General features: G+C 39.3%; 11 protein-coding genes and 1 pseudogene. 9 read left to right on the top strand and 3 right to left on the bottom strand.

Annotated features, from left to right (window positions below; all coding sequences use genetic code 11):
• Positions 1–250: 250 nt before the first annotated feature.
• The 9 genes and pseudogenes from CYP84_RS05405 (at position 251) to CYP84_RS05365 (ending at position 11,176) form a co-directional block, all read left to right on the top strand.
• Entirely contained in the window at positions 251–1,651 is a 1,401-nt protein-coding gene (locus CYP84_RS05405; protein WP_103636910.1) for an aspartate ammonia-lyase, read from the top strand.
• Positions 1,652–1,742: 91 nt separating this feature from the next.
• Complete coding sequence (locus CYP84_RS05400; protein ID WP_004317491.1) at positions 1,743–3,086, top strand: anaerobic C4-dicarboxylate transporter; 1,344 nt, start codon at positions 1,743–1,745, stop codon at positions 3,084–3,086.
• Positions 3,087–3,388: 302 nt separating this feature from the next.
• Positions 3,389–5,663 (top strand): annotated as a pseudogene (gene phsA / locus CYP84_RS05395) (thiosulfate reductase PhsA).
• Positions 5,664–5,672: 9 nt separating this feature from the next.
• On the top strand, positions 5,673–6,236 hold the full coding sequence (locus CYP84_RS05390) for a 4Fe-4S dicluster domain-containing protein (RefSeq protein ID WP_009294242.1): 564 nt from the start codon (positions 5,673–5,675) through the stop codon (positions 6,234–6,236).
• The gene (gene nrfD / locus CYP84_RS05385) at positions 6,229–7,164 is read left to right on the top strand and encodes an NrfD/PsrC family molybdoenzyme membrane anchor subunit (RefSeq protein WP_103636909.1); all 936 of its coding nucleotides are present in this window, start codon (positions 6,229–6,231) and stop codon (positions 7,162–7,164) included. Before CYP84_RS05390 ends, nrfD begins: the two co-directional genes overlap by 8 nt.
• 90 nt (positions 7,165–7,254) lie before the next feature.
• Positions 7,255–7,923, top strand: coding sequence for a response regulator transcription factor (locus tag CYP84_RS05380; protein WP_009294240.1), 669 nt, complete (start codon positions 7,255–7,257; stop codon positions 7,921–7,923).
• Complete coding sequence (locus tag CYP84_RS05375) at positions 7,907–9,013, top strand: sensor histidine kinase (protein WP_103636908.1); 1,107 nt, start codon at positions 7,907–7,909, stop codon at positions 9,011–9,013. Before CYP84_RS05380 ends, CYP84_RS05375 begins: the two co-directional genes overlap by 17 nt.
• 49 nt (positions 9,014–9,062) lie before the next feature.
• Positions 9,063–10,073 carry a Holliday junction branch migration DNA helicase RuvB gene (gene ruvB, locus CYP84_RS05370; RefSeq protein ID WP_021090089.1) on the top strand — a complete coding sequence of 337 codons (1,011 nt, stop codon included), beginning with the start codon at positions 9,063–9,065 and terminating at the stop codon, positions 10,071–10,073.
• Positions 10,074–10,096: 23 nt separating this feature from the next.
• Positions 10,097–11,176 (top strand): cytochrome C, encoded by a 1,080-nt coding sequence (locus CYP84_RS05365; protein WP_103636907.1) that lies wholly within the window; start codon positions 10,097–10,099, stop codon positions 11,174–11,176.
• 43 nt (positions 11,177–11,219) lie between these two features.
• Here CYP84_RS05365 and CYP84_RS05360 read toward each other — a convergent pair whose 3' ends face one another.
• From CYP84_RS05360 to CYP84_RS05350, 3 genes are read right to left on the bottom strand one after another with little or no spacing between them, the layout of a single operon-like run.
• The gene (locus tag CYP84_RS05360) at positions 11,220–11,804 is read right to left on the bottom strand and encodes a hypothetical protein (RefSeq protein WP_103636906.1); all 585 of its coding nucleotides are present in this window, start codon (positions 11,802–11,804) and stop codon (positions 11,220–11,222) included.
• Complete coding sequence (locus CYP84_RS05355) at positions 11,801–12,220, bottom strand: hypothetical protein (protein WP_103636905.1); 420 nt, start codon at positions 12,218–12,220, stop codon at positions 11,801–11,803. The genes CYP84_RS05360 and CYP84_RS05355 overlap by 4 nt, the downstream gene beginning before the upstream one ends.
• A complete protein-coding gene (locus CYP84_RS05350) occupies positions 12,217–12,513 on the bottom strand; it encodes a hypothetical protein (protein WP_103636904.1) in 297 nt (98 codons plus the stop codon). The genes CYP84_RS05355 and CYP84_RS05350 overlap by 4 nt, the downstream gene beginning before the upstream one ends.
• Between the last annotated feature and the right edge of the window lie 52 nt (positions 12,514–12,565).

Raw genomic sequence — 12,565 nt, 5'->3', positions numbered from 1 at the left:
GTGTAGGACAAATCTGAGCTGATTTGACCCTTTTTATATAATAAAAAAGTGATATTATTAGTAATATAACAATTTAGACAAGTAAATTCCTAAAAATTAGCTTAAATATGAAATATAATTTTCTTTCAAAGAGCGCCATATCAAGTCAAAAGCTTAAAACTTAAAAAAAATAAGTAGTCATTAATATTTAAAATCTCAAATACCTATATAATTTCACTCGGTAACAAATTTTTACTAAGGAGAAGCTGTTATGGCAACCAGAAAAGAACATGATTTTATTGGCGAGTTGGAAATTTCTGACAATTTTTACTATGGCATCCAAACATTTAGGGCTACTGAGAATTTTCACATGAGTGGTAGAACATTAAAAGAGTATCCATACTTTGTAAAGGCATTTGCACAGATCAAAAAAGCTGCTGCACTTGCAAATAAAGAGGTTGGTGTTTTAGATCCAAAGATAGCTGATGCTTTGGCAAAAGCTGCTGATAGAGTAATAGCTGGCGAGTTTTTAGATCAATTTGTCGTTGATATGGTTCAAGGTGGCGCAGGAACAAGCACAAATATGAACTCAAACGAGGTTATCACAAACATCGCACTTGAGAGCCTCGGTCACAAAAAAGGCGAGTATCAATACATCCATCCAAATGACCACACAAACCTTGGACAAAGCACAAATGATACTTATCCAAGCTCTATTAAAGTAGCAACTTATGCAAAACTTACTGACTTGCTTGCTGCTATGAATTTACTAAAAGATGAGCTTGAGAAAAAAGCAAAAGAATTTAAAGATATCATCAAAATGGGTAGAACAGAGCTTGAAGATGCTGTCCCTACAACACTTGGCAACACATTTAACGCATTTGCAAGCTACATCAAAAGTGATATCGAAAAGATCACAGCTGCACGCGAAGCTATGACATACCTAAATATGGGTGCAACTGCGATTGGTACAGGTATCAACTGCCACCCAGAGTATAAAAATGTAGTTGTTAAAAAACTAAAAGAGATCACTGGCGTTGATTTCAAAAAAGCTGATGACTTCATCGCTGCTACACAAGACACTGCGGACTTCGTTCACGTAAGTGGCGCGCTTAAAACAGCTGCTGTTAGACTTTCTAAAATAGCAAATGACTTAAGACTAATGAACTCAGGTCCAAGATGCGGTCTTGGCGAGATAAATTTACCTCAAATGCAACCAGGCAGCTCAATCATGCCAGGTAAGGTAAATCCAGTTATTGCTGAGGTTGTAGGTGAAGCTTGCTATGAGGTTATCGGCAACGATGTGACTATCATGCTTTGCTCTGAAAGAGGCGAATTTGAGCTAAATGCGTTTGAGCCAGGCATCGCTTATGCACTATTTAACTCTATATTTATCCTTGAAAATGCTATGAAAACACTAGCCCAAAAAGCTATCAAAAAACTTACAGCAAATCCTGAGGCTTGCTTAAAATCAGTTCTTGGCTCAGTTGGTATCGTAACAGCGTTTAACCCATATATCGGTTACGAAAAATCAGCAAGTATCGCTAAAGAAGCCCTTCAAACAGGCAAAGCAGTTGGCGATATCTGCCTAGAGAGAGGCTATCTAAGCAAAGAAGAGATCGATAAGATTTTAGAGCCTAAAAATATGCTAAATCCGAGCATGGTTAAGTAAAATTTTAAGCAAAGTATTATTAAAAGCGTGCCAAAATTCTGACACGCTTAAGTGGTGATTTTAGTAATAAAATTTAATAAAGGAGTTTTCGATGGATATAATGCTGATCTTACAGATTATAGTCCTATTTGGCGGCATCTATCTTGGTGTCAAACTAGGTGGTATGGGCGTTGGCTACGCAGGTGGTCTAGGCGTTGTGATACTTGCTTTACTTGGTATGAAAGTCGATATGAAAGATATCCCTATGGATGTTATCTTGATCATCGCTTCAGTTATCTCAGCGATCACAGCTTTGCAAGTTGCTGGCGGACTTGACTATTTAGTTCAAGTAGCAACAAAAATTTTACGCAAGAACCCAAAACAAATCAACTTTCTTGCTCCGATAGTTACTTACTTTTTAACTATCCTTGCAGGAACTGGACACACTGCGTTTTCTATGATCCCTGTTATCGTTGAGGTTGCAAAAACTCAAAACATCAAACCTTCAGCTCCACTTGCGCTTTCAGTTGTCTCTTCTCAAGTAGCGATCACTGCGAGCCCTATCTCAGCTGCATTTGTTGCTATGAGTGGTCTATGTGAGAAGCTGGGTGTTAGCTATCCAGTGTTGTTATTTATTTGTATATCAACTACATTTGTAGCGATGATTATCACTGCGTTTATTATCAATAAATTTTACGATCTTGACCTTTCAAAAGATCCTATCTATCAAGATAGACTTGCAAAAGGTTTGGTTGCAGAGGTTAAGGATGTCGAGTATCACGAGCCAAAACCATACGCAAAAAGATCAGTTGCTATCTTTGCAGTTGGTGTTTTGATTGTTGTTTGCTATGCGCTATATATCTCAAAGAGCTTAGGTCTTGTAGAAAAACCTATCCTTTCAAGAGATGCAGCTATCATTAGCTTCATGCTAACTATCGGCTTTACGATAGCAGTAGCTTGCAAAGTTGAGACAGGCAAACTTCTATCAACTAGCACTTTCCAAAGCGGTATGAATGCGTGCATCTGCGTTGTTGGTATCGCATGGCTTGGTACTACATTTGTTAATGGACACCTTGATGCTATCAAAGAGGCTGCAAAAGACTTCGTTACTCAGTATCCATTTATCCTAGCTGTTGCGCTTTATTTCTTAAGCTGCTTGCTATACTCACAAGCTGCTACAACAAAGGTTATGATGCCTGCTGTTGCTGCTGCTCTTGGTATGACTAGCCCTGAAAATTCAGGTCAAATTTGGATACTTGTAGCTTCATTTGCTGCAGTTTCTGGTCTATTTGTATTGCCAACATATCCTACAACACTAGGTGCGATAGCGATGGACGATACAGGAACTACAAGAGTTGGTAAATTTGTATTTAACCACTCATTCTTCATCCCAGGAACTATAATGGTTGCATTATCAGTTATCCTTGGATTTATAGTAGCTCCAGTTCTTATATAAAACTTAGGCCGAGATCTCTCTCGGCTTTTTTAACACACTTTAAATTTTAAATTTTTATATCAAATTCTTAAATAATATCTCTTTTTAAATTTTAAATTTTTTATTTTTACAAATCACACAAAAATCGCACTAGAATTTAATCCTTCTTAATTTATCATTTTTAAAATTTGCTCTATTTTGATATTTAATCTCACATATCATTAAAAATTAAAATTAAAAAAAATTATTAAATAAAATTTAATTTTAGTTTTAACTTTAAATAATAAAATAACAAAAGTAAAATTTCTTTTAAAGGGAGAAAGATGAGCTTAAATAGAAGAGAATTTTTAAAATTCAGTGCAGGAGTTAGCGCGGCTGCATCATCTCTATCAGGTGGTGCTTTGCAAGGTGCTACAAATGGAGGCGAAAAGCACGTTCATAGCTTTTGTGAGATGTGCTCTTCAAGGTGTCCTATCGAAGCAAAAGTCGTTGATGGTAAAGTTCGCTTTTTAAGTGGCAATCCAAAAGCTGGTGGCACAGCAACCTCTCTTTGTGCAAGGGGTGGCTCAGGCTTAAGTCAGCTTTATGATGAAAATAGGATCAAAAAGCCATTAATCAGAGCTGGTGAGAGAGGTGAGAATAAATGGCGTGAGGTTAGCTGGGACGAGGCGCTTGACTATGTCGCTTCAAAGATGCTTGATATCAAGCAAAAGTATGGTCCTGAAAGCTTTGTCTTTACCTGTAAAAGCTCGCAAACGCACAAGCTGATGGTAAATTTTGCCTCAGCTTATGGCTCGCCAAACTGCTTTTCACACTTTTCATGCTGTCCGATCACCTATCAAATGGTTTGTGAGCAGATGTATGGTATCGCTAAGCTAAAAAGAGACTTTGCAAATGCAAAATACGTTGTAAATTTTGGCCACAACCTCTTTGAGGGCATCGTCATAGCTGATGCTAAAAAGCTTGCTAAATTTGCAGCCAGCAAGGATACAAAGCTACTTGTACTTGAGCCAAGATTTAGCGTTGTAGCTTCAAAGGCCGATGAGTGGCTACCAGTTAAACCTGGCACTGACCTCGCCTTTGTGCTAGCACTTATCAACACTTGGATACAAAATGGCACTTACGATAAAGAATTTATTGAGAAATTTACAACTGGCTTTGATGAGATCGTAAAGAGCGTCGAGGGCAAAACACCTGAGTGGCAAGAGACAATCACTGGCATAAAAGCAAGTGATGTCAGACGCATCGCTGATGAAATTTACAAGGCTGCTCCAAGAGTTATTTTTGATTTTGGACATAATAACACCACGACAAGAGCTGAATACATGAGGACAAAAGCCATCATGGTTGCAAATGCTATGATGGGCAACTGGGAGGTCAAAGGTGGTCTTTTTGGTGGCAAAAATGCTAAAACCTTTAACAAGCTAGTTGGTGAGGATAAATTTCCAGTTCTTAAAAACCCAGATGATAAATTTAAAGTGCCAAAAGTTACCAGACTAGACTTCGCAGGCGACGCTGGAGTGCATAAATTTGTAAGCAGAAAACATGGCGTTTTGATGGATATCAATGAAGCGATCTTAAGCTCTAAACCATACGAGATAAAGGGCTGGTTCAATATAAGATTTAACCACCTTATAAACGTGGCTGGAACGATGAAGAGTATCGAGGCTATGAAAAAGCTTGATCTTATCGTAGTAAGTGACGTTTATCTAAATGATATGGCGACATTTGCGGACGTTATCTTGCCTGAGAGCAGCTACCTAGAGCGCGACGAAGGTATCGAGGATAAGTCGGGACTAAAGCCAGCTTATATGATAAGAAATAAAGTCGTTGATCCAGTTGGCGACACGAAGGATGGGGCGTTTATCTTTAGAGAGCTAGCTCGCCGCATGAATATAGATGAGCTTTACACTTGGAACGACATACGTGAGTTTAGGATGCAGCAAGCTGGTGGAGATGTAAATTTACTTGCCGCACTAGAAAAAGATGGCTTTATCACGTGGGATGAGCCGGGAATTTTGTTTTAGAGAAAAAGGCATGATCGATAAATTTGTCGCTAAATATCCAGTCGCTGCTAAATTTACAGGAGAAAATGGACTAATGGACGATATGGCTAAGCTTAAAACAAAAAGCGGCAAGATAGAGCTATTTTTGCCTGATGTCGAGGCGCAGTTTGCAGGATATGGCGCGCTAAATGACAAAGATATGGACACATTTGACGGACACGATCTATGCCTAACTTGCGGCAAGACACCTATCCATACTAACGGACACACACAAGCCGTTCCTTATCTAAATGACCTTATGAGTGATAGTCCGATCTGGATACATCCAAATACAGCGAAAAAGAAAAATTTAAAAGATGGCGACACAGTCCTTGTCAAAAACAAATTTGGCGAGCAAAAGGGCAAGCTTATGGTAACTGAAGGCATTAGAGAGGATACACTCTTTGTTTATCACGGCTTTGGACACATCACACCAGGCCTTAAGAGCATAGATCACGTAGGGCTTAACACGAGCGTGCTTCTTGACCCAGCAGAGGGCCCAGTAGCTGCAACTATGGTCACAAACGTTGGCGTTAGCATAAGTAAAGCGTAAGGATAGAAAATGAAAAAATATATGATGATACATGATGAAAATTTATGCATCGGCTGTCAAGGCTGCTCGGTAGCTTGCAGAAGTGCAAACAACGTGCCAAGGGGACTTTACCGCTTGCAGGTGCATGCAAAGATGAGTGGGACATTTCCAAATTTAAAGACTGACTTTTTACGTCAAAGCTGTGTTATGTGCGAAGATGCACCTTGTGTTGAGGTTTGCCCAACTGGAGCTAGCTTTAAAACGGCTGATGGCGTGACGCTGCTTGATCATAGAATTTGCGTTAGCTGCAAGTACTGCATCCTAGCCTGTCCATACGACGCTCGCTATGTCTTGCCAGATGGCGAGATAGGCAAATGCACATTTTGCTATGAGAGCAGGCTAGAAGAGGGCAAAGACCCAGCTTGTGTTAGCGTCTGCCCTACAAATGCACTAACTTTTGGCGACGTAAATGATGAAAACTCTAAAATTTCAAAGAAACTAAAAGAGAGCAAATACTACTTGCCAAAAGCGGAGTTAAACACAAAACCTTCACTTGCGATGATCGCAAATACAAAAGGAGCACACCATGAATAACATGTCAGGAAGCCTAGCTCAATACACAGAAATTTACTGGGGCTGGCCGATAGCTTTTTATCTATTTTTAGCAGGACTTAGTGCAGGTGCTAGCATCGTTGCTGTGCTCATCTCAAACAAATTTGGCAAGGATAACTACTACTTTAAAGCAGCCGCTCTTATCGCTCCAGTGGCGATCATCCTTGGACTTGCTCTTTTGGTGCTTGATCTTGGCAAACCGCTTAGCTTTTACTGGATACTCTTGCTTTACAACTTTGACTCAGTTATGTCAATAGGCGTTGCGCTGCTTCTAGTTTATACGCCTCTTAGTGTTATATACGCGATTGGTGCGTTTAAAAATGAGATAGCAATGCTTAAAATTTCACTTTTTGACGCGCTTACAAATTTAGCTAGCAAGCTTTCAGGTTTGCTTGGAGTTTTACTTTTCATCTTAGGCATCGGCGTTGGCGCATATACGGGCTTTTTACTAAGCGCAGCTCACAAGATCGCTCTTTGGAACACGCCAGTTTTGCCACTACTGTTCTTAGTCTCTGGCTTAAGCTGTGCTGGTGCTTTTACATTGCTTCTTGGCGTGCTAAAAGATGAAAAGAGAGTGCAAAACCAAACTGCACACTTTTTATTAAAATTTGACTTTTTAGCGATAATAGTCGAGCTTTTGCTAATAGTTGCTCTTTTTATGGTTGTAAAAGGTGCAAGTGCAAGTGGTGCAGATGCCGTAGCAAACGCACTTAGTGCAAATTCTCTTGGGCTGATGTTTTATATCGGCGTCATAGGTCTTGGTATGGCTGTGCCTATCATTTTAGACTTAAGCGTTTTAAAGGTGCATGATTTCAAACGCGAATTTGCCGTGTTAAACGCTGTTTTAGTCATTTGCGGTGTCTTTTTGCTAAGATATTACATAGTCTATGCAGGACAAATTTTTATTTAATACTTAAAAAAGAATTTTAATTTGAAATTTACCTATTAAGTATTACAATAGATAAAAATCTTATTAAAGTTTGTTTTTTAGGAGAGCATTTTGAAGATTTTGCTTTTAGAAGATGATTTGGGGTTTCAAGAGAGCGTCTGTGAGTTTTTGCAGACGCTTGGTTATGAAGTTACAGCGGTGAGCGACGGTCAAGAGGCTTGCGACTTGATAGAGAAAAATTTCTATCACCTTTTTATACTTGACATAAAAGTGCCTGGAGTAAATGGTCACGAAGTCATCAAATATATAAGAAGTCTAAATCCAAACGCTCCTATCATGATAACGACATCTTTGGTTGATATAGATGATATGGCGATTGGCTACGAGCTTGGCTGTAATGAGTATCTAAAAAAGCCATTTGAGCTAGCTGAGCTTAAATTTAGAGTTGCTGAGCTTATGAGAAAGTACTATGGCACTGACGATAAGAACATAGTAAAGATAAATGACGAGTTTAGCTTCAACCTAAATAAACGTGTGCTACTTAAAGATGGCAAGATGGTTGATCTTAGCGCAAAAGAGGTCGCTTTGGTCGAGTGTTTGGTCTCGCATCTAAATTCTTACGTCAGCATGGAGGAGCTTAGAGATCTTGTCTGGAACGACAAAGAGATCGAGGGCGCTGATATAAGGATGCACGTTTTAAAGATAAGAAACAAGACAAACAATAACTTCATCATCTCAAAGAGGCGCATAGGCTACAAGATAGATGCACAAGAGCTTTAAGATCCAGATCATAGCGACATTTGTCATAATGTCGCTCTTTTGCTTTCAAAGCTTTGTGATCTTAAATTTAAGTCAGAAAAATAGCAGCTCAAAGGCTCTCTTTGGCGCTATGAAGCATGAAACCATCATCAAAAATTCATTTCTAAAAAACGAAAATATAGCTAGCTCATTAAAGTATAAATTTGCGATCTACGACGTAAATTTTAAACCAGTTATCTCAACACTTAGCAAAGAGCCAAGTAGCTTTAAATTTGTAACGCTAGAAGAGGGCGGATATCTCTTTTACAAGAGCTTTTTTATAAAAGATAAGACCCCTTACTACATCGTCGTAGAAAAGGAGCTTGATAATAAAAAGAATATCTTTTTAACGGCTATCATGCTGCTTGTCATCCTTGTGGCGGTGCTTTTTATCGTCTATTTTTTATATCTAAGCAGTGTAAAGCCTTACAAAGATTTTCAAAAATATATGAACAACTTCTTTAATGACGCCATGCACGAGTTAAAGACCCCACTTGGCGTAGCTGGCATGAACCTTGAGATGCTTGGACTTGAAAACAAGTATATAACCCGCATTAAAAACGCTCTAAAACAGATGCAAATAACCTACGAAGATGTCGAGTACTTCATAAAACGAGGCTACATCAAATTTCCACTTGAGAGGCTAAATTTAGGCGAATATGTTAAAGAGCGAGTGAAATTTCTCTCAAGCGTGGCTGATGTCAAGCATATCGTGGTAAAGACAAATTTAGCAAGCGAGGCATTTACTATGCTAAGCAAGGTCGAAGCTCAGCGCATCATCGATAACACCATCACAAATGCTATAAAATACAGCCCAAAAGAGAGCGAGATAATAGTAAATTTAGAGCTTGAAGCAGATCGCATCAATCTTAGCGTGCAGGACTTTGGCAAGGGGATAAAGGACGTCAAAAGGGTCTGGAAGCGCTACGTCAGAGAGGATGAAATCCAAGGCGGCTTTGGCCTTGGGCTAAATATCGTCAGCGAAATTTGCCAAAAGCATGACATTTTATACGGCGTCGATAGCGTTTATAATGAAGGCAGCACCTTTTACTATAAATTTAAACGAGCTTAGATTAAGCATAAAAGCGTAAAATGAAGCCTTAAATTTAGAAGGAAAAACTTTGGATAGAATCGTTGAAATCGAAAAAGTAAGCTTTGAAAATGACTTTGAAGTCTCGCTTAGACCGACAAAATTTGAAGACTACATCGGTCAAGAAAAGATAAAACAAAATTTAGACGTCTTTATAAAAGCAGCCAAAAAGCGAAACGAGTGCCTAGATCACGTGCTATTTTACGGCCCTCCAGGGCTTGGTAAGACGACCCTTGCTCACATCATCGCAAACGAAATGGGCGTGAGTATCAAAATGACTGCAGCGCCGATGATAGAAAAGAGTGGCGATCTAGCAGCGATCCTTACAAATTTACAAGAGGGCGACGTGCTTTTTATCGACGAGATCCACCGCCTAAGCCCAGCTATCGAAGAGGTGCTCTACCCTGCGATGGAGGACTTTAGGCTTGATATCATCATAGGCTCAGGGCCGGCTGCTCAGACCATCAAGATAGACCTGCCAAAATTTACGCTAATAGGCGCAACGACACGTGCTGGAATGATCTCAGCACCTTTAAGAGACCGCTTTGGGATGGACTTTAGGCTGCAGTTTTACACAAGCAGCGAGCTAAGCCGTATCGTGCAGATCGCCTCTGCCAAGCTTGGCAAAGAGTGCGATAAAAACGCCTCTTTAGAGATTGCCAAACGCTCACGTGCCACGCCAAGGATCGCTCTTAGACTATTAAAGCGAATTCGCGACTTTGCCGAGGTAAATGACGAGCAAATCATCAGTCACGAGCGCGCAAAAGAGGGGCTTAATGCGCTTGGTGTAAATTCGCTTGGATTTGATGAGATGGATATTAGGTATTTAGAAATTTTAATGCAAGCAAGGCGCCGTCCTATGGGGCTTAGCACGATCGCAGCGGCACTTAGTGAGGACGAGGGCACGGTTGAGGACGTCATAGAGCCATATCTGCTTGCAAATGGCTTTATTGAGCGCACCGCAAAGGGCAGGATCGCAAGTGCGAAGTGTTTTGAGACCTTTAACGTCAAGATCGACATCGAAAAAGGGCTTTTTGAGTAGCGAAATTTAAATTTGGAGCAAAAATGGGCGAGCCACATCTTTGTCCTAAGTGCAAGCAAAGGACGATTTACTTTGACGGGATCTGCTACTGGTGCAGGCAAAAAGAGAAGCTGGAATTTTACGAGGGCCTAAGCGAGGACGAGATCAAAAAGAGGCAGAAAAATATCCTCGCTCACATTGACGAGCTAGATAAATTTGATGAAATTTACAGCGACCTCACATATATTTTTTATCTGCATGACATTTGCGATGAGCAGATCATTAATGAGCTGACAAAAAACGGCGAGTACTATCCACCTGAAATTTACAAAAAGGCTTCAACAAAGATCAGAGATGAGCTTATAAGCAGGCTCTCAAACGAAGAAAATATAGTCAAGCTAAATCACATCCTCTCGGCACTTGCCTGGCAGGGCGATGAGGTAGTAAGGGAGCTATTTTTTAAGCTTTATGGTGCGCCAAAGCCTTGGAAGACGAAGCTTTATGCCGACACTGATGGATACTCGCAGACTGCTGGCTGGAGCTTTGATAGCAGTGGCAAGAGAAGAAGCCTAGTTTTTGATAAGTGCTTTACCTGCCAGCCAAGTCAAAGCGCAGACGCAAGCGTTAAATTTAAAGCAGCAAATGATGAAAAGTGTAAATTTTGTAGCGGCGAGATGATAGAACTCACCATTAAAAAAGAGAGTCTAAAGCGATTTGGGCTAGAGCTTAAAAACGACGCTGTGCTTAAATTTTGTCCGACATGCGTTGGCTTTGTGCAGTACTTTTGCCAAAATGACGGCAATAACGTGCAAACTGACACCGTTGGAGAGGGCGAGAGCGAAGACTATGTAAGAGAGGCTGTGGCAACGCTTGACGGGCAAAAATTTGAGCTAGCAAACGAGGTCTGTATGCACTATGCGGCTATGATAGATGGTGAAATTTTGCTTGGTGGATATCCGCAGTGGCAGCAAGATAGCGAGTATCTAGCCTGCCCAAAATGTGGTAAAACGATGAGATATCTAGCGCAAATTCCTTTTGGTGCTTTGATAGACGGTGAGGGCACTATTTATATGCAAATTTGTGATGAATGCGAGGTTGTCGGAGCAAATTTTCAGTGCACGTAAAAGGCTAAATTGGGTAGCCAAAATTTGGCTACCCAAAAATGGCTTAGTCTTCATCTTTAGGCACAATATCTATCGCCCAAGGAGCATCAAAAGGTAGATTATCTACGTCTATGTCAAAGTCTCCATAGTTTGTTGAGATCGTTGTTTTTACAGCACCATTGCTAGGAAAATCGTAAGAATGTATTTTAAATATCTTTTCTTCTCCTTTCGATAGTTTTACGCTAACAGCATCTTTGCCATATTTTTTAGTAAATGACTTTAAGTCTTTGTATTTTTCTAAATCAAATTCTCCTTTATTTTTGGAAAATTCTTCATGTATAAAGTATTCTATATCTCTATGGCGGGATTCTTCTTCAAGTGTTACATTAAAGACACGATTATCTACAGTAACTTGCCATATGGCTTGTAGTCTTGGCCGGTACCCTTTATTTTTAAACAACTCTTTTAGCGAAAACTTATTGATTACAAGATCGTCCACCTTGGATATTATCTTTACATATGCATCATCTAAATTTATAGGATAACTAATATTTTTTATTTCTAATAGCAGTTTTGCTTCAAAAGGTGCATTTTCAGATGCACTTATGGATGATAAAAATATACAAATAAACAAAATAATTTTTTTCATACTACATCCTTATATGTAAAGTTGCCAAAATTTGTCACTACTACTATCTCTATAGCATTGCAATCAGCAGAAAATCTATGGGTTTCTCCAAAGCCAAGACTTACACTTGCTGTAAAATGGCCAAATATATCAAATGTAAATTTGTTTAATCTATCGGATTTTTTATTGATTATTAATCCATTATTGTTACTATATACATAAAATTCTACAGGTTTTTCGCCTATATAGTTTGTTGTAAACCAAGTGGTTTCGCATCTTCCCCTATTTACTATAAAGTTATCTATTCTTAAATAATCTACTTTGGAGGTAATAGTAAAAGAAGATTTGCTTCCATTTAGCCTTAGTATAAATGCCTCTTCTCCAAAAGCTGACATGCAAAAACCAAAAAGGACACAAAGAGTGATAAAAAATTTCATTTTTTCTCTCCTTGTATAATAAGAGTTTTTATGGCTTTAACTATTTTTTTGTCATTTTCTTTTCCGCCGCCCAAAAGAGTAGCTAAAAAAGTTATATCAAGGTCTTGTGAGAGTATAAAGTACCTAGGCTCTCCATTTTTACCTACTGGATAGCCACTTTCACTTGATGTAGTAGTGGTCCATCTCATACCAATGCGCATGTCACCACAATCCTCACTTAATCCAAAGACAATTTCAAATCCACCGTTGTTGTAAAGCATCTCATAGCCACTTTTAAACGGATAAATACTCATTTTTTCTCCTTAAAAAAATATAAGTGTTATTCTGCCCCCCCCAGCTTAGAGA

It is taken from the genome of Campylobacter concisus (assembly GCF_002912425.1).
GTDB classification, from domain to species: domain Bacteria; phylum Campylobacterota; class Campylobacteria; order Campylobacterales; family Campylobacteraceae; genus Campylobacter_A; species Campylobacter_A concisus_AH.
The sequence above is the reverse complement of the archived record's forward strand: the minus strand, read 5'-3'. Positions and strand labels throughout refer to the sequence as shown.